Annotated in this window: 20 protein-coding genes; 14 read left to right on the forward strand and 6 right to left on the reverse strand. The window is 65.1% G+C overall.

Going from position 1 to position 23480, the window contains the following annotated elements:
• Positions 1-50: 50 nt before the first annotated feature.
• The 3 genes from AC56LN_RS16760 to AC56LN_RS16770 form a co-directional block, all read right to left on the reverse strand.
• Positions 51-683 carry a helix-turn-helix transcriptional regulator gene (locus tag AC56LN_RS16760; protein ID WP_499573404.1) on the reverse strand — a complete coding sequence of 211 codons (633 nt, stop codon included), beginning with the start codon at positions 681-683 and terminating at the stop codon, positions 51-53.
• The gene (locus AC56LN_RS16765) at positions 680-1891 is read right to left on the reverse strand and encodes an MFS transporter (protein ID WP_499573407.1); all 1212 of its coding nucleotides are present in this window, start codon (positions 1889-1891) and stop codon (positions 680-682) included. Before AC56LN_RS16765 ends, AC56LN_RS16760 begins: the two co-directional genes overlap by 4 nt.
• 71 nt (positions 1892-1962) lie before the next feature.
• Entirely contained in the window at positions 1963-3273 is a 1311-nt protein-coding gene (locus tag AC56LN_RS16770) for an ATP-binding protein (RefSeq protein ID WP_499573408.1), read from the reverse strand.
• Between the two features lie 351 nt (positions 3274-3624).
• Here AC56LN_RS16770 and AC56LN_RS16775 point away from each other — a divergent pair, with 351 nt between their 5' ends.
• Complete coding sequence (locus AC56LN_RS16775; RefSeq protein WP_499573409.1) at positions 3625-4464, forward strand: MipA/OmpV family protein; 840 nt, start codon at positions 3625-3627, stop codon at positions 4462-4464.
• Entirely contained in the window at positions 4464-5159 is a 696-nt protein-coding gene (locus tag AC56LN_RS16780) for a hypothetical protein (protein ID WP_499573411.1), read from the forward strand. Before AC56LN_RS16775 ends, AC56LN_RS16780 begins: the two co-directional genes overlap by 1 nt.
• A 368-nt stretch (positions 5160-5527) precedes the next feature.
• Here AC56LN_RS16780 and AC56LN_RS16785 read toward each other — a convergent pair whose 3' ends face one another.
• Positions 5528-6214: a response regulator gene (locus AC56LN_RS16785; RefSeq protein ID WP_499501487.1), complete on the reverse strand. Its 687-nt coding sequence runs from the start codon at positions 6212-6214 to the stop codon at positions 5528-5530.
• A 226-nt stretch (positions 6215-6440) separates the two neighbouring features.
• On the opposite strand from AC56LN_RS16785, the gene AC56LN_RS16790 reads away from it, so the two are divergent.
• Entirely contained in the window at positions 6441-7229 is a 789-nt protein-coding gene (locus AC56LN_RS16790) for a UCP032817 domain-containing protein (protein ID WP_499573413.1), read from the forward strand.
• Between the two features lie 86 nt (positions 7230-7315).
• Here AC56LN_RS16790 and AC56LN_RS16795 read toward each other — a convergent pair whose 3' ends face one another.
• Both AC56LN_RS16795 and xseA read right to left on the reverse strand, forming a co-directional pair.
• Complete coding sequence (locus AC56LN_RS16795) at positions 7316-7891, reverse strand: superoxide dismutase (protein ID WP_499573415.1); 576 nt, start codon at positions 7889-7891, stop codon at positions 7316-7318.
• A 110-nt stretch (positions 7892-8001) separates the two neighbouring features.
• A complete protein-coding gene (xseA, locus tag AC56LN_RS16800) occupies positions 8002-9363 on the reverse strand; it encodes an exodeoxyribonuclease VII large subunit (protein WP_499573416.1) in 1362 nt (453 codons plus the stop codon).
• Between the two features lie 1065 nt (positions 9364-10428).
• Here xseA and AC56LN_RS16805 point away from each other — a divergent pair.
• The 11 genes from AC56LN_RS16805 to AC56LN_RS16855 all read left to right on the forward strand — a co-directional run bounded on the left by AC56LN_RS16805 (position 10429) and on the right by AC56LN_RS16855 (position 23448).
• Positions 10429-11037 carry a MotA/TolQ/ExbB proton channel family protein gene (locus AC56LN_RS16805; RefSeq protein WP_183550160.1) on the forward strand — a complete coding sequence of 203 codons (609 nt, stop codon included), beginning with the start codon at positions 10429-10431 and terminating at the stop codon, positions 11035-11037.
• Complete coding sequence (locus AC56LN_RS16810; RefSeq protein ID WP_482900191.1) at positions 11037-11474, forward strand: ExbD/TolR family protein; 438 nt, start codon at positions 11037-11039, stop codon at positions 11472-11474. Before AC56LN_RS16805 ends, AC56LN_RS16810 begins: the two co-directional genes overlap by 1 nt.
• A 39-nt stretch (positions 11475-11513) precedes the next feature.
• On the forward strand, positions 11514-12548 hold the full coding sequence (gene lpxK, locus AC56LN_RS16815; protein ID WP_499573417.1) for a tetraacyldisaccharide 4'-kinase: 1035 nt from the start codon (positions 11514-11516) through the stop codon (positions 12546-12548).
• Complete coding sequence (locus tag AC56LN_RS16820) at positions 12529-12699, forward strand: Trm112 family protein (RefSeq protein WP_183550164.1); 171 nt, start codon at positions 12529-12531, stop codon at positions 12697-12699. Before lpxK ends, AC56LN_RS16820 begins: the two co-directional genes overlap by 20 nt.
• 9 nt (positions 12700-12708) lie before the next feature.
• Positions 12709-13461, forward strand: coding sequence for a 3-deoxy-manno-octulosonate cytidylyltransferase (gene kdsB / locus AC56LN_RS16825; protein ID WP_499573419.1), 753 nt, complete (start codon positions 12709-12711; stop codon positions 13459-13461).
• Positions 13462-13647: 186 nt separating this feature from the next.
• Complete coding sequence (adk, locus tag AC56LN_RS16830) at positions 13648-14304, forward strand: adenylate kinase (protein WP_499573421.1); 657 nt, start codon at positions 13648-13650, stop codon at positions 14302-14304.
• A gap of 179 nt (positions 14305-14483) precedes the next feature.
• On the forward strand, positions 14484-15059 hold the full coding sequence (locus AC56LN_RS16835; RefSeq protein ID WP_499573423.1) for a hypothetical protein: 576 nt from the start codon (positions 14484-14486) through the stop codon (positions 15057-15059).
• 107 nt (positions 15060-15166) lie between these two features.
• Complete coding sequence (locus tag AC56LN_RS16840) at positions 15167-15925, forward strand: 3-hydroxyacyl-CoA dehydrogenase (protein ID WP_499573425.1); 759 nt, start codon at positions 15167-15169, stop codon at positions 15923-15925.
• Positions 15926-15996: 71 nt separating this feature from the next.
• Positions 15997-17808, forward strand: a complete 1812-nt coding sequence (ggt, locus tag AC56LN_RS16845) for a gamma-glutamyltransferase (protein ID WP_499573958.1) — start codon at positions 15997-15999, stop codon at positions 17806-17808.
• A 217-nt stretch (positions 17809-18025) separates the two neighbouring features.
• A complete protein-coding gene (locus AC56LN_RS16850; protein ID WP_499573427.1) occupies positions 18026-19195 on the forward strand; it encodes a patatin-like phospholipase family protein in 1170 nt (389 codons plus the stop codon).
• Positions 19196-19197: 2 nt separating this feature from the next.
• Entirely contained in the window at positions 19198-23448 is a 4251-nt protein-coding gene (locus AC56LN_RS16855) for a hybrid sensor histidine kinase/response regulator (protein WP_499573429.1), read from the forward strand.
• Positions 23449-23480: the final 32 nt, after the last annotated feature.

Here is a 23480-nt window from a genome sequence, read left to right on the forward strand (position 1 = left end):
AGGCAAGTGAGGCTGGCAATACCGGAACGGCGCCCATGGGCGCCGTTCTGTCATTCAGCGGCCGAGACCGCATAGGCGCAGCGCCGCGCGCCGTGCAACTGATGCTCGATGCGTATCACTTTTACGGTCGGGCCCAGCACGCGCGCGAACACGTCGAGTTCCGAGCGGCAAAAGTCCTGGCACATGCGTGCCGCGGCGCAGATCGGGCAGTGGTTCTCTATCAACAGCACGCTGCCGTCCGGCTGTGACTGCGCCTCGGCCATATACCCCTCTTCATCGCGTACGGCGGCCAGCGCCGCGACGCGCGCATCCATTGGCGCCGCGGCGCCGACGTCATCGAGCCGGCTGCGGTACAGCGCTTCGCTGGTCTGCTCACGCGCGACAATCAGGCGTTCCATCGCCGCCGGTCCGAACAGCATCTGCACCTGCCCGATCAAGTCGACCGTGAGCTCGGCGTGACGATCCGGATAGCGTGCCTGCCCGGCCTGGCTCAGGCCCCAGCGCCGCACCGGGCGCCCGACCTTGCCCCCGCTGTCCTCATACGCGACCAGTCCTTTTTCAAACGCGCTCTCCAGATGGCGGCGCACGCCCATCGACGTCAGGTCGAGCTGCGCAGCCAGTGCCTGGGCGGTCTGGGGCCCACGCATTTTCAGCTGCATCAGGATGCGTTCCGACGTGTTCATGGGGTCTCCAGTCGTTGATGCGTACTGCGCACGCTCCAGCGCTGCAGCGCCACCGATGCCCAGGCCGCCAGTATGCCGCCGACGACCAGCACGAGCCGCGTGTCGATCAGCGTCAGCACGGCGCCCAACAGCGCCATCAGGATATTGGCCAGGCAAAAAATGGTCGACAGCAGCGCCATGACCGACCCCTGGCCGTGGGCTGCAAACTCGTCGGCCGCCCAGGTTTGCAGCGCCGTGTTGTAGAACGCGTGCGGCACGCCGAACAGAACGATGCCGGCAATACCGATCCACAGGTTGCCGAAGCCCACGCACAGGATAGCGGTGGCACCCACAGCTGCGTACCAGGCAGCGCGCCGGCGGCCTTCCACCAGACTGGCGTGGCCGGCGAACAGTGCGGCGGTCGTCATCAACGCGCACATGCCCATGTTCACGAGCGAGATCTGGCGCGCATCGTAGCCGCCGACGTCCACCAGCCATAACGGGAAGTATTCGTACAGCGACGCGACGCCACAGCAATAGCCCAGGTGGACGATGAACAGCGTGCGCAGCGGGCCGTGACGCAGCAGTGTCAGCGCGTGGCGTTCCCGCGCCACCGTCCACCAGCGCAGGCCGTGCGTGGCGGGCGGCGTGGCGGGAATCGTCAGGAACACGCAGAGCGTACCCAGCAGCAGGGCGACGGCGGCGATCCCGAATGGTACCTCGGCGCCCAGCGTCATCGTGAAGCCGCCCAGCAGTGGGCCGACCAGCCAGCCCAGGTTGAAGGAACCATTCAGCCACGACAGTGCGTGATTGCGCATCGGTCCCTTGATGCGCTCGATGACCAGGGCCCGCATCACGGCGCCATTGCCTTCGAGCAGGCCGGTAAAAAAGCGCGCTGCCAGGAACAGCAAATACGATTCCATGACCATCGCCACGGCGGTCAGCAAGTGGCCGATCGCCGCGCCGACGGTCGTCAGCAGCAGCGCGCGACGGCGGCCGAAACCATCGGACAACGGGCCCAGCACGGCGCTGCCGAGCAGCAGGCCGAGCGGATTGATCATCAGCGCAATCCCCAGCAGCAGCTTGGGCGGCAGGCCCAGAAAGCTGTTGAGCCCATGGACGCTGCCATCGGCGAACAGGGGGGCGAGCATCGGATAGGGCAGCGAGGCGCCGACCGTCGACAGCAGGGCCAGAGCGCACAGGGTGAAGATGAGGAAACGCTGGTTCATGATCGCGCTGAAAGAATGTCAACGCGCCGAGCTTACGCCCGTCCGCGTAATAAGTAAACGAAACCGTTTATTTATTTGGGTGCCTGCGGTAATCGCACCACGAAGCGCGCGCCGCCAAGTGGCGAGGTCTCGATGCTCAGGACGCCGCCATGCAGGAGCACCGCCTTGTGCGCAATCGACAGGCCAAGGCCGAAGCCGCCGGTGGCGCGGTCGCGGCTGCGGTCGAGCCGGTAGAACGGCTCGAACACCTTGTCGCGCTCGGTTTCGGGAATGCCGGGGCCGTCGTCGTCGACGGCAATCTCGATGCCGGCAGGGCCCCGTGCGGCCGACAGCACGACCCGGCTGCCTGCATATTTCTGGGCGTTGCGCAGCAAGTTGCCGATGGCGCGCGCCAGAAGACGGGCATCGGCCTCGATGGTTCCCAGTCCGTCCTGGAACTGGCAGCTGACGTCCTGGGACGACGGTGGCAGCGTGGCGCAGCAGTCGCGCAGCAGCGCGTCGAGATCGACCGTGGCACCTTGCAACGTGCCGGCGCTGTCGAGCTTGCTCATGTCGAGCAACTCCTTGACCAGGTCGTTCAGCTCGCGCACGTCTCCTTCCATCGCGGCGATGCGACGGCGCAGGTCAGGGTCGCTGGCGCGCGCATCGAGCAATTCGAGGCCGAATTCCAGGCGCGCAATTGGCGTGCGCAGTTCGTGCGAGACCGAATGCAGCAGGCTGCGCTGCGCTGCCATCAGCGCCTCGATGCGCCCGGCCATGTGGTTGATGCGTTCGGCCAGCGGATAGACGATCTCGGAGCGTTGCAAGCGCGCGCGCACCGACAGCTTGCCGGCGCCGAATTCGTCCGCCATGCGCGACAGCGATTGCAGTGCGCGCCAGTGAGAGCGCGACCACAGCGCGATCGGCACCAGCAGGGCGAGGGCGACGATGACGAAACGCAGCAGCTCCATCATGAGCTCCTTGCCGATATCGATCGGCAGGTTCTGCGCATGCAGCACGTCGTCATTGCTGCCGATATAGCGCTCGCCCGCCAGGTCGACGCGCCGGTACAGGGCCCGCTCGCCGATGTCGATGACAATGGCGCCGCGGTCGAGCGCCGCGCGCTGGCCCGTACCCAGCCGGGCGCGCACGTCGGCCAGCGGCAGCAGGTCGTAGCGCACCGGTGATACCTCGCGCACCTTGTTCAGGCGCGTGAGCCACTCGTCGCCGGGCGCTTCGTCCACGTAATGCTCGATCAGGAAGATCTGGCCCGCGGCCTGGCGCCGTGCAATGTCTTCCAGCGGGTCGCCAAACAAGCGTGCGAACGCGAAGTAGATGAGAAATGTCGCGACCGTAATCGACAGCATGACGAACACGAAGAACCGGAAAAATAGCCGGTTCACGGGCCCATCCTGGGTAACTGTCGGTGACGAAATGCGGCCAAATGCATGGTTTCTCCTGAGCCGGCGATTGTACAGGGGCAAGGATGGAACGTTAAGCATCCGTGCCGGTCGCCCGGGGCCACCTTACAAATTGACGACAATTGGTGGACATCTGGAGGGTGATTCGCAGCAGGGGCAACGCTTACCATCTGTCTCATCATCAGGGTTTCCGTTTGCCCACTGGTGCGCGAGTATCAGTGGGCTTTTTTATTCGAGCCAGAGCGAAAGCGTCTGCATTGTCACCATGCGATGGGAGAGCGTAGCTTGCTCGACGTAAAATATCAGCACACGAACTCCCGGAACGCTATCACGATGAAACAGTTCTTCGCCCTGGCCCTCGCCGCTGCAAGCAGTGCAGCAAGCGCGCAGATGCCGGCCACCAACCCGATGCCCGATGGCAGCCACGACATGTATGCGGGGCTGGGGGCTGTCTCACGGGCGCGCTACGAGGGTGCGGAAAGCCGCAAGACGTCGGTCATGCCGGTGCTGCAGGTGCAGTGGAGTAACGGGATGTTCGTCTCCGGCATGAGCGCCGGGATGCATCTGTCGACCGATCCCACACTTGAATTTGGCCCAATGCTTTCGCTCCATGCCAGCCGCGATGCGTCCGGCTCGGGCGGCATCATCGATGGGATCGGCGTTGCGACCATGCTGCCGCTGGCAGCACGCGTGCGCAGCGACAATCCGGTCGTCGGCATGCCGGACGTCAGTACCCGGGTCGAAGGCGGCATCTTCCTGAATTACTACCTGAACCCGGCATGGCGGCTCACCAGCAGCGTGCTGATCGGCTCGGGCAACGAGCGCGACGGCGCCCGCATGGAGCTGGGCGTGCAGCGCCTGGCGGTGGCCATCGCGCCGCAGCACACGGTCTCGTTCAATGCCGGGCTCACGCTGGTCAACCGCGACTACAACCGCAGCTACTTCGGCGTGAACGAAAACGAAGCCTGGAGCAGCGGCAATGCCGTGTATCGCCCCGGTGGCGGCGTGAAGGATGTGCGCGCCGGCGCGCGCTGGAACTGGGCGCTCGGCCCGTCGTGGATGCTCACCACCAATCTGCAAGCAACGCGCCTGATCGGCAGCGTCCGCCATAGCCCGCTCGTCGAGCGGCCGACCAACGTGACGGTTTCGACCGCCTTCGCTTACCGCTTCTGATGATGCAACGCGTACACCACATCGCCTGCGTGACCCTGCTGCTGACGGCAGGGGTTGCCAGCGCGCAGGCGCACGCCGCGGAATGGGTAAGCTATCGTGATGCCTACCGCGCGATGGTGGTATTCGACAAATATGGCGGCCCCAAGCACTTGCTGCACAGTCAGCTGCAGGTGCGCCCGCGCACGCGGGGGATGCTGGATGACGATGCGAGCCTCTTGATCAAGGGCCGCACGCTGCAGACCAGCCTGGCGCTTGATGCGCTGGGCCGCACGACGCTGCCGCTGCTCAAGGCCGCCTACGACGAGAACGCCGTACTGACGCCCAACCGGACGCTCGGCGGCTTCACGGTGCGCCCCCGCATCTCGCTGGCGCTGCGCGCCGACGGTGCATACGACGCGACCGAACTGCGCGCCGCCTGCGAGCAGGCGCTGGGCTTCGCCCGCCATGGCGACGCCTCGGCGCGCAGCCTGGCGTGCGTGGGCGTGCGGCTGGTATTTGCCAAGACCAGTCCCGCTGCCGGTGCCCGTGTACGCACCGGCAGCACCGACACCGTCCTGCCAGTCACGCGTGCACCCGCATTTGCCGGCGACGTTGACGACGATTTCCCGGTCGTCACCTACCGCTTCACCCCAACCGACACCGCCCAGCTCGTCACATACAACGCGCCACTGGCAATCGTCCCCGTATTCGAATAAGCGAAAAGCCGGGGTCAGGTCTGACATTCGGACACGGTCTCGACCATAAAGCCGGGGTCAGGTCTGACATTTGGACACGGTCTCGACAATTGGGTAGTTGAAACCAGCTGGACCGGGCCATGCGCATGCTGGTCAAGACACCAACTGGAGTGGCTAAAGCTGAGGTCGTGTCTGAATGTCAGACCTGACCCCAGCTGTGCACATGCTGGTCAAGACACCAACGGGAGTGGCTGAAGCTGAGGTCGTGTCCGAATGTCAGACCTGACCCCAGCTGTGCAGTGTTGGAATTGGCTAAACCTGAGCTCGTGTCCGAATGTCAGACCTGACCCCGGCTGTGCAGTGGTATGCGATGGCCCGTTATCGCGCTGTCAGTTCCAGGCGGACGGCGAAAACAGGTAGCCTTCGCCCCAGACGGTCTTGATCTTTTCTGAATCGGCATCGTCGAACTTGCGGCGCAGCTTCGAGATGCAGTTGTCGATGCTGCGGTCGAGCCCGTCGAATTCGATGCCGCGCATCTTCTTGAGCAGGGCGTCGCGCGAGAGTACGCGGCCGGCTGCCTCTGCCAGCACCAGCAGCAGTTTGTATTCGGTATTCGACAGGATGCAGGGCTGGCCGCGCCAGACCACGCTGCGGTCGCTCGTGACGATGCGCAGCGCGCCAAATTGCAGGATGCGCGCATCGACGCCCGACTTGGCCTGGGCGCGCCGCATCAGGGCGCGCAGGCGCGCCAGCAGCACGCGCGGCTGGACCGGTTTGTTGACGAAGTCGTCGGCGCCTTGCTCCAGGCCCGAGACTTCATCGTACGAGTCTTCGCGCGCGGTCAGGATCAGGATCGGGACGTCCGAATGCTCGCGGATCTGCCGGCACACAACCATGCCGTCCAGGCCTGGCAGCATCAGGTCCAGGATCACGACGTCCGGCGACAATTCCTTGAAGCGCTCGAGCGCGACGTCGCCGCGGGTGACGAGGTCAACCGCGAATTCGTAACTGGACAGGTATTCGGAGACGAGCTCGGCCAGGCGCGCATCGTCTTCCACCAACATTACACGGTGCATTCAATTTCTCCTCGGTCGGCCATTGTAGCGGCCAGTGCGCGGGAATGGCAGATCCTGCCAGAAGCGAGACAAGTCATTACAGTTTGACGACAACCTGCTCAGTTGGCAGGAAACCATGTCCTGGCCCACGTCCGCACCCGGTCAGTCATCCCCGACTTGACGAACGCCGGTCTCTCGTCGAACATGCCGGTCATCCAACCACGTCCCGACACTCTTGGAAAACGCCATGAACCTGGTCGCCAAAGTACGCGTGCTGCAGCATGTCCGCCAGTCCGGCTTTCGTCCGCAGCTGGAGGATATTCCTCCTGGGCTGTTTCCTTTCTGGCAGCGCAATAGCGGGAAAGAATTTCCCGGCATACCAGACAGCGAGCTCTTTTTCATGCAGGCAGCGAGCGGCTTGATGCGCTTTTTCGAGGTGGCCGCAGACCAGCGCGCGCCGTGCGCGTTGCCATCGCTGGCAGCCGACTCGGTCTGGCATGCCTGGATGGCATGGGATGCCGTGAATCTGGATCACTTTTGCCGTCGCCACTTCGGCAAGCCGATCGGCCATCTTCCACAAGCCCGACTCGACGCGCTTGCACTGCCGCGCATGCTCGTTGCCTGTCGTGAGCACGAACGCACGCGCTCACCGGGCCGTGGCTTGCCCGCGCTGTTCAAACTCGATGCGACGTTGCATATGCCACATGGTCATGGCTACGCGCTACAAGACCATGACATCGTGTATTGCCGTCTGGATGCGCAGGGGAAGATGACCGGCCGCGTCAGGCTGCATCCCGAGCTGACCCTCCAGGCGCTGGTGCTGGCGAACCTGATCAGCCAACCGGAATATGCCGCAGCCCGGCGCGACAAGCAGGGCGCGGACAGCGGGACAGGCACGTTTCTCGTCGATGGTGGCAGCAGCTACACCGTGAAGCGCGACCTCGACCTCGACTGCCACCAGGGCGGCGCCGATGGCGGCGATAGCGGCAGCAGCGGCAGCAGCAGTTGCGGCGGTTGTGGCGGCGGCGGAGACTGAGCGCCAGCAGACAAACGGCCCGCATGCGCGGGCCGTTTCAGAGCGTCACGCCCGACAGCGCGTGACATTCAGCGATTCAAGTGGCTTCAAGCCATGTTCTGGTTGACGAAGTCCCAGTTGGCGACATTCCAGAACGCTTCCAGGAACTTCGCGCGCGCGTTGCGGTAGTCGATGTAGTAAGCGTGTTCCCAGACGTCGGCCGTCAACAGCGGCTTGTCGGTCGTGGTCAGTGGCGTCGCGGCGTTCGACGTGTTGACGATGTCGACGCTGCCGTCGGCCTTTTGCACCAGCCAGGTCCAGCCCGAACCGAAGTTGCCCAGTGCCGATTTGTTGAACTCTTCCTTGAACTTCTCGACCGAACCCCATTTGGCATTGATCGCGTCCAGCGCCTTGCCGGTCGGTGCGGCGCCGTTCGGGGTCATGCAGTGCCAGAAGAAGGTGTGGTTCCAGACCTGTGCCGAATTATTGAACACGCCGCCCGTCGACTTCTTGACGATCTCTTCCAGTGGCATCTCTTCGAACTCGGTGCCCTTGATCAGGTTATTCAGGTTGGTCACATAAGTCTGGTGATGCTTGCCGTGGTGATATTCCAGGGTCTCGGCCGAGATGTGCGGTTGCAGGGCGTCCTTGGCATACGGCAGTGCTGGCAGGGTGTGTTCCATGATGAATCCTTGTTTGGTTGAAAAGGTTGTAGTTCTGATAGCGGCGCTATTCTAAACCGGCTGCAGCAATATTGCATGACTGCATTCTCTTTCCATCCAGACAGGATTCTTTAGTCGAGCACGCTCTGCACCTGTGCCACACCGACCTCGGCGCTGCCATCGGCCAGGCGAAGATGCAGCGTGTCGCGCGCATGGATCTGCGCCGGGTCGCGCACGATCTGCCCTTTGCCGTCGCGCACGATGGCGTAGCCGCGCTCGAGCGTGCGCTGCGGATTGAGCAGCTCGAGCTGCGCTGCCAGCCCCGTCAACGCATCGCGACGGCCCTTGAGGCTGTTACGCAGGCTCGTGTGCAGGTGGCGGCCGTCCGATGCCAGTTGTGCCCGCAGTGCGCGCATGTCGGGCCGGTGCCGGCTCCAGCGCTGCTGCAATTGCGCCAGCACCAGTCCCTGGCGGTTCAGGGGCAGTTTGACGGCGTGCGTCATGGCCGTGGCCAGTGCCAGCAGTTTCAGGCGCTGGTGGCCGATCTGGGCCGATGGGCTCAACAGGCGACGGCTCAGGTTATCCAGGCCCTGGCTGGCGTCCGACAGGCGGCGGTCCATCGCGCGCTGCAGGTCGAGTGCGTCGCCATGCAGCGACGCCAGCCAGTCGGCGCGCGGCGTGGCGGCCAGTTCGGCGGCGGCGGTCGGCGTCGCGGCGCGCACGTCGGCTGCGAAGTCGGCAATGGTGACATCGGTTTCGTGGCCCACGCCCGAGACCACCGGGATGGCGCAGGCATCGATCGCGCGCGCCACGCACTCTTCGTTGAAACTCCACAGGTCTTCGATCGAGCCGCCGCCGCGGCACACCAGCAGCACGTCGACTTCGCCGCGGCGCGATGCCGTCATGATCGCCTCGGCAATCTTGTCGGCGGCGAACTGGCCCTGGACCGGGGTAGGGTAGAGCACCACGCGCACATGCGGCGCGCGCCGGCGCAGGGCGGTCAGCACGTCGCGCAGCGCGGCGGCGCCGGGACTCGTGACGATGCCGATGCTGCGCGGGAACAGCGGCAACGGGCGCTTGCGGTCGGCGTCGAACATGCCTTGCGCGGCCAGCTTTTCTTTCAGCCGCAAGAACGCCTCGTACAACTGGCCGACGCCGGCGCGCCGGATGGCTTCGACATTGATCTGGTAGTCGCCGCGCGCGCCATACAGCGTCACGAGGGCGCGCACCTCGACCTTGTCGCCTTCGCGCGGAATGAACCCGGCCGACTGTGCGCGGCCACGGAACATGACGGCGCGCACCTGGGCTGCGTCATCCTTGAGCGTGAAATACCAGTGGCCCGATGCCGCGCGCGTGAAATTGGAAATTTCACCGCCGATCCAGGTCAGTGGAAACGTCCGCTCGAGCAGGCGCGCCACCTGCTGGTTCAGCGCAGTGACGCTCAAAACGGCGGGGGGAGCGTAGGCGGAATCGGCGTCGCTGGTCGGGAACATAGTGGGTCGCGAAAAATCGAAGAGGAGCGATTATAGCCGCCCCGGTGCGACGTTTCCTGTCGATGGCGATCCGCCGGCAAACGCCGATTATTGCTGCTTTTCAATGCAATCTATTGAATTATGTTTTAAATCAATGGGTTGAAGGGTTGGTAATGTCGTTTGAAGGCAGTTTATCCACACAAACTGTGGGGAACTCATGCATAAGACCGGGGGCTGCACGCCGATTGAGCAGGATTGCTGGATTTATTACAAAACAATGACTTAGGTCGATTGTGGCGGGCTTGATCACAAAGTTGTCCACAGAATCTGTGCACACGTGTTCACGCACTGTCCGGGCTGTTTTGCGTGTCATCGTTGGGTTGTTGTTCCCTGTTATCACCATGCATCTCACTGCCCGGTTTTGAAGCACCCCGAAGTCTTCTTATAAGAATCAATGACTTGGCTCGCTAACTTCAGGCTTCCTCACACTCTTATCCACACAAAGTGTGCATAGTACGAATAATCCCTGCACAACCCGGGTGGAGACGAAATAAACAGGGCAATGTGCCATGTCCGGGCAGGTTTTATTGGTCAATAGCCCCGTATGCTCAAATTTTAAGCGGAACACTAATACTGATTCAAATCAATGGCTTAGTGTCATAAAAGGTGGCTTGCACACAATTTTGTCCACAATAAGTGTGCGGAACTACATGGCCAACTGATGCAGTCGCTACTTCGATGAGCTGCCTCCAAAACAGGCGCGGCGATCAACTCGTGTGAAATCAACGACTTATCACGTGTTGGTGCGGCTTGCGCACAATTTTGTCCACAGAATGTGTTCGCAACTACAAACGCGTGCACTGGTATTGTCGAAAAAACCATGGTGTCACCACGCGCCAAGACCGGGTCATGAGACTGCCATTTTCTTGCGCAGACACAGAAAGCCGTTTGAAATCAACACACTTGGAGGGCGTCCAGCGCGTTGCGCACAATTTTATCCACAGAAGGTGTGCAGAACTCTACTTGCTGCTTCGCTGCCAACTTGCTACATTGCCGGATTGACTTTTATCCTCTCAGGAGTATCTCTTGCTCGCCATCTTTCAAGCCGCAGGCTGGCCTATCTGGTTCCTGCTGTTCGCGTCGATCGTTGCCGTCGCCCTCATCGTCGAACGCCTGATCACGCTGCGCCGCGAGAAAATCCTTCCCCGCAATCTGCTCGATGAAGTCATCCGCGTGCACCACACCGGCAAGGCCACGCCGGACGTCATCAACAAGCTGGAACAGAATTCGCCGCTGGGCACCGTCCTGGCCGCCGCGCTGCGTAACGTCGACGCCCCGCGCGACGTGATGAAGGAGTCGATCGAGGAAGCTGGCCGCGGTGTGGCCCAGAACCTCGAACGGTTCCTGACCACGCTCGGCACCATCGCTTCGCTTGCGCCACTGATGGGCCTATTTGGCACGGTGGTCGGCATGATCGAGATCTTCGGCGCCTCGGCCCCGACCGGCGGCAATAACCCGGCCCAGCTGGCGCACGGCATTTCGGTGGCGCTGTACAACACCGGTTTCGGCCTGGCCATCGCCATGCCGGCCCTGGTCGCCTACCGTCACTTCCGCAATCTGGTCGACACCTATATCGTCGACATGGAACTGCAGGCCGTGAAATTTGTCGACGTCGTCCATGGTGCCCGCAAATGATGGACTTTCGTCGTGGCCGCAAGCGCGAGGATCCGGAGATCAACCTGATCCCGTTTATCGACGTGCTGCTCGTGGTCCTGATCTTCCTGATGGTCTCGACCACCTACAGCAAGTTCACCGAGCTGCAGATCACCCTGCCGACGGCCGAGGCCGACAAGCAGGCGCAAAAGCCGTTCGAGATCAATGTCACGGTCGACGCCAAGGGCAATTACACGGTCAATAACACGCCCGTGGCGTTCACCAGCGTGGCAGGCCTGGCGCAGGACATGAAGACGGCGGCCCGCACGCCCGATGGCCAGGTGGTCGCCAGCCCGGTCGTCATCGTCAACGCCGACCAGTTCGCGATGCACCAGATGGTGATCAATGTGCTGGAAGCAGCGCGCGTGGCCGGCTACGACAAGCTGACCTTCGCTGCCCAGACCGGCACTGGCAAGTAACCTCACCGGCCCGCGTCAAGCGGGCCGGCATCCACCCGCATGGCATCTTCCCTCGAAACAACCCTGACCCGCGCGTGGTTGCGGCGCGGCCCGCTTGCCATCGCGCTGCTGCCGGTAGCGCTGCTGTTCGGGGCGCTGGCCGCCGTGCGCCGCCGGCTGTTCCAGTCCGGCATCAAACAGTCGGCGCGGCTGCCCGTGCCCGTCATCGTTGTTGGCAACATCTTTATTGGCGGCACCGGCAAGACCCCGCTGACGATCTGGCTGGCCGAGTCCTTGCGCGCGGCCGGCATGCGGCCGGGCATCATCTCGCGCGGCCATGGTGGCGCTGCCGGCAAGGATGGCGCGCCGCGCGCCGTCACGCCCGGGTCCGATCCGCGCATCGTGGGCGACGAGCCGCTGCTGATTGCCCAGCGCACCGGCTGCCCGGTGGTCATCGGCCCCCAGCGCGCCGAGGCGGGCAGGGCGCTGCTGGCGGCGCACCCGGACGTCGACGTGCTCATCACCGACGACGGCCTGCAGCACTACGCGCTGGCGCGCGACATCGAGATCGTCCTGTTCGATGGCCGCGGCGTGGGCAATGGCTGGCTGCTGCCGGCCGGGCCGCTGCGCGAGCCGCCGTCGCGCCGCCGCGATTTCACCGTGGTCAATGTCCCTGAAATTACCTCCGCGCTGGCCCGGGCCGTCGGTGGCGCCCCATACCGGATGCTGCTGTCGGGCCAGTACGCCGAACCGCTGCAAGGCGGCGCGCGTGTGCCATTGGCCGATCTGCGCGCCAAACGCCTCGTCGCCGCAGCCGGCATCGGCAATCCGGGCCGCTTCTTCACGATGCTGCGCGCGGCTGGCCTCGACCCTGGCGAACTGGCGTTGCCGGACCATCATGATTTCCTGGATGACCCGTTTGCCGCCGTGGACGCCGAGATCATCCTGATCACGGAGAAGGATGCAGTAAAATGTCGGCAACTTGAACATCTGAAGGACGATCCGCGCTTGTGGGTCGTGCCTGTGACGGCGCAGCTCGACCCTGCGCTGGCTGAACAAATCGTGGAGAAATGTCGTGGACGCTCGCCTGCTTGATATCCTGGTCTGCCCGTTGTGCAAGGGTCCGCTTGAACTCGACAAGAAGGCGCAGGAGCTGACCTGCCGCGCCGACCGCCTTGCCTATCCGATCCGTGACGGCATCCCGATCATGTGGGCCGACCAGGCGCGCAAGATCGAGCCTGTCTGATCGGCCTGCATGAACTTTACCGTCATCATCCCGGCGCGCCTGGCGTCGACCCGCCTGCCCAACAAGCCGCTGGCCGACCTGGGCGGCAAGCCGATGGTGGTGCGCGTGGCTGAGCGTGCCCGTGAATCGGGCGCGACGCGCATTATCGTCGCTACCGACCACGTCGACATTGCCGCCGCCTGCGCCGAGCATGGCGTCAGCGCCGTGCTCACACGCGCCGATCATCCGTCGGGTACCGACCGCATTGCCGAAGTGGCGCAGGTGCTGGGCCTGGCGCCGGATGACGTCGTCGTCAACCTGCAGGGCGACGAACCGTTGATCGACCCGTCCCTGCTGGCGGCCTGCGCCGCCCGCATCAGCGCCGACGTGCCGATGGCCACGTGCGCGCATCCGATCCTCGATGCGGCCGACGTATTCAACCCGAACGTCGTCAAGGTCGTGCTCGACAAGAACGGCCGCGCACTGTATTTCTCGCGCGCCACCATTCCCTGGCACCGCGATGCATTTGCCCAGACGCTCGAGTCGCTGCCTGCAGGCTATGTACCGCTGCGCCACATCGGCCTGTATGCCTACAGCAATGCGTTCCTGCAGGCGTATCCGGCCATGGCGGTGTCGCCACTCGAGTCGATTGAGGCCCTGGAGCAGTTGCGCGTGCTGTGGCACGGTGTCCCGATTGCCGTGCACATTGCCGACAGCGCACCACCAGGGGGCGTCGACACGCCCGATGATCTGGCCCGGGTGCGTTTGCACTACACGTCTTGATGCAAGCCACAAGGGGATAGCAAAGCCATCTGCGCAGGATCAAATATCCTCGCTGCAACGGCTTGCGACTGGCTTTTACGCCAACTTTTGTGGTAACTTCCGTCTCAACGAAGTCTGCGCCATATCAAAAAGATCACCCTATCCGCCATTTTACTTTTCTCTATTTTCTAGAATCTCAGGAAACTCATGCGTCTCATTCTGTTAGGAGCACCCGGTGCCGGCAAGGGCACCCAGGCCAATTTCATCAAAGAAAAGTTCGGCATCCCCCAGATCTCGACCGGCGACATGCTGCGCGCCGCGATCAAGGCAGGGACTGAGCTGGGCCTGGCCGCCAAAAAAGTGATGGATGCCGGCCAACTCGTGTCGGACGACATCATCATCGGCCTGGTCAAGGAGCGCCTGAAGGACGCAGACTGCCAGAATGGCTATCTGTTCGACGGCTTCCCGCGCACCATCGCGCAAGCCGAAGCGATGAAGGACAGCGGCGTGACCATCGATTACGTGCTCGAGATCGATGTACCGGACGAAATGATCCTTGAACGCATGACCGGCCGCCGCTCGCACGCCGCATCGGGCCGTGTGTACCACGTCAAGTTCAACCCGCCTAAAGTCGCCGATACCGACGACGTCACGGGCGAACCGCTGATCCAGCGCGACGATGACAAGGCGGAAACCGTCTCGAAGCGCCTTGAGGTCTATCACAACCAGACCAAGGTGCTGCTGGGCTACTACGGCAAGTGGGCCGAGTCGGGCTTGCCAGGCGCGCCGAAATATCGCCGCATCACGGGCGTCGGCCCGGTCGAGCAGGTGCGTGACAACGCGTTTGCGGCGCTGGCCGAATAAATCGTTCATCCGGTACCACCCAATCGATCCCGCGCCGGCCCCGCCTGCGCGGGATCGTTGCATTGGGACCTGTCACCGTCATTACGCCGTACAATTGTGAGCAATTGTTTCCCGTGCGCCGTGTGCGGGTTGGCAAGACGATAATAAGTTATCTGTCTTCAACCCTGAGAGGTCTTCCCATGAACAAGAACAACGCCATCCTCGCCATGCTGCTGGCCTTTGCCGCTGCCAGCGCCAGTGCCCAGACGACAGGCGCCGCACAGGGTCAGCCCGCCACGGGCGAGACATACCGGCCATCCCTCGATGGCCAGCAAACCTCGACCCCGGCCGCACCGATCGACATGCAGCCAAAAACCCAGGAAGAAAAAGCCACGGGTCGCCAGGAGCCATCGCGCCTGAAGGACATCGACCCGGCAACGCATCCGGCGCCGCAGAACGTGCGGCCACAGCCAACGCCAGTGCCAGCGCCAAAGACGCAGCAGGAGCAGGGCGTGCAGCCGGTCGCACGCCGCTCGGTGCAGCAGCAGATCGATAGCGCAGCGCGCCTCGCGTCGCCGAATGCGCCAACGGTGGTCGCTCCGGCCACCAGCGCGCCGACCCCGGTTGTGCCAACGACCAGCCAGGTCAGCCCGTGCATCGGCGCCACGTGCACCGATGCCACTGGCGCGACCACTGCCGGCACCGTCGGCAGCTCGAGCGTGAACAGCGCCGGGCGCCTGTGCAACCGCAGCGGCACCACGGTGCAGTGCTTCTGAATTAGGACCGCCCGTCGTCCCGAAAGTTCGCTTGTGCCTACTTTACGTTTACGTAAACGTTAAAGCCGGGCAAAATAGTGGCACAAGAACTTTTAAAAGGGACAACCATGCATATCCAGGATAACGTCTTCATCGTCACCGGCGGTGCCTCCGGCCTTGGCGCCGCTACCGCACGCATGCTCGCCGAGAACGGCGCCACCGTCGTCATCGCCGACGTCCAGGCCGAGGCGGGCCAGGCACTGGCTGCCGAGTTGAAGGGCCAGTTCGTCCGCTGCGACGTCACCCAGGAAGCCGATGGCCAGGCCGTCATCGATGCCGCCGTCAAGCTCGGCGTGCTGCGCGGCCTGGTCAACTGTGCCGGCGTCGCGCCGGCCGTCAAGACCGTCGGCAAGGATGGCGCCCACCCGCTGGACGTGTTCCAGCGCGCCGTCAACATCAACCTGGTCGGCACCTTCAATATGGCGCGCCTGGCCGCCGAGGCGATGAGCAGGACCGAGGCTGCCGAGCACGGCGAGCGCGGCATCATCATCAACACGGCGTCGGTGGCCGCCTTCGATGGCCAGATGGGGCAGGCGGCCTACGCGTCGTCCAAGGCCGCCGTGGCCGGCCTGACGCTGCCGATGGCGCGCGACCTGTCGCGCAACGGCATCCGCGTGATGACCATCGCGCCGGGCATTTTCGAGACGCCGATGCTGATGAACATGCCGCAGGAAGTCCGTGATTCGCTGGGCAAGATGGTGCCGTTCCCGCCGCGCCTGGGCCTGCCGAACGAGTTTGCCCACCTGGCCCGCGCCATCATCGAAAACGTGATGCTCAACGGCGAGACGATCCGCCTGGACGGTGCCATCCGCATGCAGCCAAAGTAGTTCTTCAGGGACGTGTCCTGAAAGCATTTCGAAGATGCTGTAGCATGTCTTCGATGTCGGGCGCCTGGCCTATGGTCACGCGCCCGTTTGCTATTTTGGAGAACCGTTTGAACACACTCAGCAAGCTTGCGCTCGCCCTGGCATTCGCCGGCGCGACGACGACGCCCCTCTGGGCCCAGGATTCACTGCAGGCCGCGCCCGAAGCGGCGACCGGCTACACCGAGAAAAATGGCTGGCAGGCCAAGAAATACATGGTCACCGCCGCCAATCCGCTGGCGGTCGAGGCCGGCTACCAGATCCTGCGCCAGGGCGGGGCTGCCATCGATGCGGCGATTGCCACGCAACTGGTGCTGACGCTGGTCGAGCCCCAATCGTCGGGCATCGGCGGCGGCGCCTTCATGGTCCACTACGACGGCAAGCAAACCCAGGCGTTCGACGGCCGCGAAACGGCGCCAAGCAAAGCCGACGAGCACCTGTTCGAACGGCCCGACGGCACGCCGCTGTCGCGCACCGAAGGCGTGGTCGGCGGTCGCTCGGTCGGCGCGCCCGGCGTGCTGCGCATGCTCGAACTCGCACATCGCCAGCACGGCAAGCTGCCGTGGAAGGCACTGTTCGCACCGGCGATCCGCCTGTCCGAGGGAGGCTTCAAGGTCAGCCCGCGCATGCACAAGATGCTCGCTGGCGAGACCTTCCTGATCAAGGACCCGGTCGCTGCTGCCTACTTTTATGACGCTGCCGGCAAGCCGTGGCCGGTCGGCCACGTGCTGAAGAACCCGGCGCTGGCCGCCACGCTGCGCGAGATCGCTGCCGGCGGCGCCGACGTGTTCTACACGGGCCGCTTCGCGCGCGATATCGCGGCCAAGGTGGCTGCGCACCCGACCAATCCGGGCCTGCTGACAGCCAGGGACATTGCCGACTACCGGCCCAAGGTCCGTACGCCCGTCTGCAGCGACTACCGCGCCTACACCGTGTGCGGCATGCCGCCACCATCGTCGGGCGGGATCGCCGTCGCCCAGATGCTGGGCATGTTCGAAACCTTCGACATGAAGGCGCTCGCGCCGAAGGACGGCGTGCCGGGCGCAGACGCCGTGCACGTGTTCTCGGAAGTGGGGCGCCTGGCCTACGCCGACCGCAACCGCTACGCCGCCGACGCTGATTTCGTGCCGCTGCCGGGCCGTGGCATCCCGAGCCTGATCGACAAGGGCTACCTGACGGCGCGCGCCGGGATGGTGGGCGCGCGCTCGATGGGCGAGGCCAAAGCGGGCACGCCGCCGGGGATGAACGTGGCCTGGGGCACCGATAACGCGATCGAGACGCCGTCGACCTCGCACGTCTCGGTCGTGGACGGCAATGGCGCCGGCCTGGCCATGACGACGACGATCGAAGATGCGTTCGGCTCGCGCCAGATGGTCGACGGCTTCATGCTGAATAACCAGCTGACCGACTTCTCGTTCAGCGCGCGCGACGCGGACAGACCGGTGGCCAACCGCGTCGAAGCCAACAAGCGCCCACGCAGCGCGATGTCGCCGACGATCGTGTTCGACCGCGCCAGCGGCAAGCTGGTGCTCGCCATCGGCTCGCCCGGCGGTCCGGCCATCATCAACTACGTGGCCAAGGTGCTGGTGGGCACGCTCGACTGGGACCTGAACGTGCAGCAGGCGATCGCGCTGCCGAACTTCGGCAGCCGCAATGGCCCGACCGAGCTGGAACGTGGCCGCTTCCCTGATGCGACCATTGACGTGCTGCGCGCGCGGGGTCACGCGATCCGGATCAGTGAACAGACGTCGGGGCTGCACGGCATCGAGCGCGTGATGGTGAAGGGTGTGCCAATGTGGTTTGGCGGCGCGGATCCGCGCCGGGAAGGTGTCGCCAGGGGCGATTGACGTATCTCTGGAATGAAAGCCGGCCCGGATGGGCCGGCAGGCGTCAGGCCTGGCGTCTGGCGCGTTCGGCAAAGCGGTTTTTGGCGTGTCACAAGACTACGCAGGCAGCGTCGACCATTCGGAGCAAGTGGGCATACAAGCGACAATCAGTGACAATTTCTTGCCATTCCCATCCCTTATTTGCCTCAAGACAAGCAGAATTTGCTAACCTGCTGGCGTGGAGAACAAACAGAAAACCGGACTGATCCTGACGGGAGGAGGAGCGCGCGCCGCCTACCAGGCCGGCGTTCTGCACGCCATCGCGCGGATTCTTCAGGATGCCGGTCATCCACCCGGGAAGATGCCGTTCGATATTCTGTGCGGCACCTCGGCCGGCGCCCTGAATGCGGTCGCGCTGGCCTGCCGCGCCGACAACTTCGCCAGCAGCGTGCGTGGCTTGCTGGCCGTGTGGGAAAACATCCAGGTGCCCGCCGTGTACCGGGCCGATTCGCTGTCCGTGCTGCGCTCGGGCGCGCGCTGGCTTTCGCTGCTCTCGTTCGGCTGGCTGCTGCGCCAGTGGCGCGCGGCGCCGCCCACGTCCCTGCTCGACAACACGCCGCTGGCCGGGCTCTTGCACCGCGTGCTCGACCTGCCGCGCTTGGACGCCAATCTGGCCGACGGCACGCTGCATGCGCTGGCAATCACGGCCTCGTCCTACAGCAGCGGCCATCACCTGACGTTCTACCAGAGCGCGGCCCGGGTCGAACCGTGGGTGCGTCACGGGCGCGTGGCGCTGGCCACGCAGATCGGCGTCGAGCACCTGCTGGCGTCGAGCGCCATCCCGTTCGTGTTCCCGGCCGTGCCGCTGTACCTGGCGGGACACCGTGAATTCTGCGGCGATGGTTCGATGCGCCAGTCGGCGCCGATTGCGCCGGCAATCCACCTGGGCGCCACGCGTGTGCTGGTCGTGGGCGCCGGGCGCGTGACCGACCCGCGCCCGGGCGATCCTGGCCAGGGCGGTTATCCGAGTCTCGCGCAGGTGGCGGGCCATGCGCTGTCGTCGATCTTTCTCGACAGCCTGGCGGCCGACGTCGAGCGCCTCGAACGTGTGAACGACACACTGGCGCGCATCCCGCCAGAGACCCGCGCGCAGATGCCGCTGCGCGAGGTGAAACTGTTGATGATTTCGCCTTCCGAACGGCTGGACGACATCGCCGCGCGCCATACATCGAGCTTGCCGGCGCCGGTGCGCACGCTGCTCGGCACGCTCGGCGCACTCGAGTCGCGCGGCGCTGCGCTGGCATCCTATCTGCTGTTCGAAGCCGGTTACACGCGCGAGCTGATTCGCCTTGGCGAGCGCGATACGCTGGCACGGCGCGGTGACGTGCTGGCCTTTTTCGCGGCGTGACGATGGTGCGCGCGTTCCTGCTCCTGGCGCTGCTGGCGCTGACCACGCTCTGCGCAGCGCCCGGGCGCGCGGCGGCGCCCGAGCCGACCCTGCGTTTCGAACACCTGTCGGTGCAGCAGGGCCTGGCGCAGGAGTCGGTGCTGTCGATCCTGCAGGACGGGGATGGTTTCATGTGGTTCGGCACGCAGTCCGGCCTGTCGCGCTACGACGGTTACCGGTTCGTCAATTACCGCAGCGAGATCGGCAACCCGCGCAGCCTGGCCAGCAACTCGGTGCGCGCGATGCTGCTCGACCGGCACGGGACCATGTGGCTGGGCACCGACGGCGGGCTGAATCGCTACGATCCGGCCACCCGCAGCTTCACGCTGCATGCGCCGAACGAACCGGCGCGGCGCGGCACCGGCAACCGCCAGATCAAGACGATGATCAGCGATGGCCAGGACGGCCTGTGGATCGGTACCGCCGACGGCCTCCAGCATTTCGACATCGACACCGGCAAATTCACGGTCTGGCACCACGTCCAGGGCGATCCGCGCACACTGCGCGCCGACGGTATCCAGGCGCTGGCGCTGGGCGGTGACGGGCGCCTGTGGATCGGCAGTGCGGCAGGCCTGGACAGTCTGAGCGCGGACCGCCGGCGCATCGAGCACCATGCGTCGGACCTGACGGAGCGCGCCGTGCCGGTGCATGCGCTGTTGGTCGACAGCCAGCAGCGGCTGTGGGTGGGCCGCTACGGCGGGCTCGAGCGGTACGGTGCGGGGGGGCCGGGCAAGGGCGCCTTGCGCCGCTTCGGGGCCGGTGACGGCGTTGGCAACGCATGGATCACCGCGCTGCACCAGGATGCCGATGGCACGGTGTGGGTGGGCACGCACGACGACGGCATGTACCGCTGGCGCGCCAGGGGAGAGCGCTTCGATGTCTTTCGCCATGCGATCGCCGATCGCCACAGCCTGGGCGACAATTTTGTGTCGGCGCTGTACCGCGACAACGTGGGGACGTTCTGGGCCGGCACCTGGTATGGCGGGGTCTCGCGCGTCGATCTGGGCGGTGGTGGCTTTGCCCGCATCGTGGGCCGCCCCGATGACGCCCATTCGCTGGCCGACAACAAGATCCGCGCGTTGCTGCAGGACGGCGACCATCTGTGGCTCGGTTCGTCCACCGCGCTGCACCGGTTCGATCCCGCCACCGGCAAGGCCGACGTGTACCGGCACCAGAAGGACAATCCCAACAGCCTGATCGACGTGCCGGCAGCGGCCATCGTACGCGATCGCGCCGGCCTCTTGTGGATCGGCAGCCGCTCGGGCATCACGCGTTTCGATCCGGCGACGCGGCGCTTCAATCGTCAGGTGCTGCCGGGCGACGCCGACGCCAACCAGGTGCGCTCGATGCTGGTCGATCGCGATGATGTCATCTGGATCGGGACGCGCGGCGGGATGCACCGGATGGCGGCCGGTACGCGCGCGGTGACGAGCCTGCGGCATGATCCGGCCCGCTCGACCAGCCTGACGGATGACTCGGTGCGGCCGCTGCTGGAAGACCGCCACGGGCGCTTCTGGGTCGGCACGGTCTCGGGTCTGGAACTGCTGGACCGCGCCAGCGGGCGTTTCCGCCACTTCCGCCATGATCCGTTCGACCCGAACAGCATCAGCCACAACGAAGTGCAGTCGCTGTTCGAAGACAGCCGCGGCGACATCTGGATCGGCACCGGCGTGGGCCTGAACCGCATGACCACTGGCCCGGATGGCTCCCTGAGCTTCACGCGCTACTCCACCCGCGACGGCCTGGTCGACGACGCCGTGTCGGCCATCCTGGAAGATGCGGACGGGCGCATCTGGGCCAGCACGTCGAGCGGCATCTCGAGCTTCGATCCGGCCAGCGGGCGCTGGCGCAGCTACACGGCGGCCGACGGCATCAGCGAAGGCGCGTTCTTCGATACGGCGGCGCTCAGGACGACCGATGGCACGCTGTATTTCGGCGGCTTCAATGGCCTGACCGCGTTCGATCCCCGTGCGATCCACGACAACCGCATCCCGCCGCGCCCGACGATCACCGGGCTGCAGGTGTTCAACCGGCCGGTCGAGCAGGTCTTCCCGGGCCTGTTGGCGGGACCGATCGAACATGCCAGCAGCATCACGCTGCCATCGGATGCCCCCGTGATCACGGTCGAATTCGCGGCGCTGCATTTCGCTGCGCCCGAGCGCAACCGCTTCGCCTACCGTCTCGACGGATTCGATGCGGGCTGGGTCAATGCCGGCGCCGACAAGCGCTTTGCCACCTACACCAATCTCGATCCGGGCACGTATGTGTTCCGGGTGCGCGCGGCCAACAAGGACGATGTCTGGAGCGAGGACGTGGCCGCACTGGCGATCACGATCGAGCCGCCGCCGTGGGGCACCGCCTGGTTCCGGATCGGCATGATCATCCTGACCTGCGGCGCGATCTACCTGGGCATGCGCATCCGCTTCGCCAGCCTGCGCCACCAGAAGGAGCGCCTCGAGCACCAGGTCAGCGCGCGCACCGAGCAGGTCGAGCAGCAGAACCGCATGCTCGAACTCCAGACCGAGGAACTGCGCGAGCAGGAGCGGCGCGGCCGCCACCAGAGCAACGAGCTGGCGCGCGCCTATCGCGCCTTGCAGGACAACGAGGAAGTGCTGCGCCAGGCCAAGGAGCGCGCCGAGGATGCGACGCGCCAGAAGTCGGAATTCCTGGCCAATATGAGCCACGAGATGCGCACGCCGCTGGCCGGCGTGATCGGCATGCTGGGCTTCGCGCTGCGCGACCTGGCGCTGCGCGAGACGACGCGCGAGCAGATCCTGCGCGGCCAGGCCAATGCGCAGGCCCTGCTGTCGATCATCAACGACCTGCTCGACTTTTCCAAGATCGAGGCCGGCAAGCTGACCGTGGAGCGGATCGACTTCGACCTGCATGCCAAGATGCGCAACGTGGCCAGCCTGTTCGATGAACAGGCGGCGGGAATGGACCTGGCGTTTTCGGTGCTGGTCGATGACAACGTGCCGCGCTATCTGGTGGGCGACCCGACCCGCGTGCGCCAGGTGCTGGTCAACCTGGTCGGCAATGCCTTCAAGTTCACCAAAGCGGGCGGTGTGACGATCCATGTCGAATGCCGGCCGAGCGACCAGCACGGGGCGGGCGAACAGCACATGATCCGCTTCACGGTGCGCGATACCGGCATCGGCATCCCGGCTGCGGCCGTGCCGCGCCTGTTCCAGAAATTCGAGCAGGCCGACACCACCACCACGCGCCGCTACGGCGGTACGGGCCTGGGCCTGGCGATCTGCCGCCAGCTGGTCGAGCTGATGGGCGGGACCATTGGCGTGAACAGCGTCGAAGGCGAGGGCAGCGTGTTCTCCGTGCTGCTGCCGCTGCGCGATGGCGTCGCGCCTGCGCACGCCCCGCACGTGACGCGCGCGCCGCACAGCCACCGGCTGGCGATCCTGTGCGCCGAGGATTTCCCGACCAACCAGGTCATCGCACGCCTGATGGTCGAAGAGATGGGCCATGCGATCGACATCGTCGGCAACGGCGTCGAAGCGGTGGCGGCGTGCGCCCGCAAGCGCTACGACCTGGTGCTGATGGATGGCCGCATGCCGGAGATGGACGGGGCCAGCGCCACGCGCCTGATCCGCGCCGGCGGTCCGTCAGACGCGCCGGTGCTCGACCAGCACGTGATGATCGTGGCGCTCACCGCCAACGCCAGCGGCGAAGACCGCGCGCGCTACCTGGCGTGCGGGATGGACGCGTTCCTGACCAAGCCGATCGACGACGCGGCGCTGCACCTGCAACTGGCGCGCGCGATCGAACGCCAGTTGCAGCGCGGTTTCCCGTTGCCGCTGATGGAGGACGGGCTGGTGGTTGCGGTGGCGCCGGCCCCTGCGCCGGCCGCCCTTGCGCCGGGTGCGCTCGATGCGCTGTTCGGCGTGGAGGCACCAGCGGCGCCGCCCGCCGCACCGGCCGACAACCTTGGGCTGCGCCTGCGCGCCGCATTCTGCAACGACCTGCCGCGCCGGCGCGCCGAACTGGACGCCGCACTGGCCAGCGACGACTTCGATGCCGCCGGTCTGATCCTGCACGGGCTGCGCGGCAGCGCTACCTATCTGGCCGAACCGGCGCTGGAAGCACTGTGCGGCGAGCTGGAAGCGGCCGCCGACAGCCACGACGCCGACCGCCTGCGCGCCGGCTTGCCGCTGCTGGCCGCGGTCCTCGATACGTTTGAAACGGGCGAGCCGTCCTGACACCTGCTTATAATGAAGTGACTGAGGATTCT

It is taken from the genome of Telluria sp. ZT3P26, assembly GCF_059686035.1.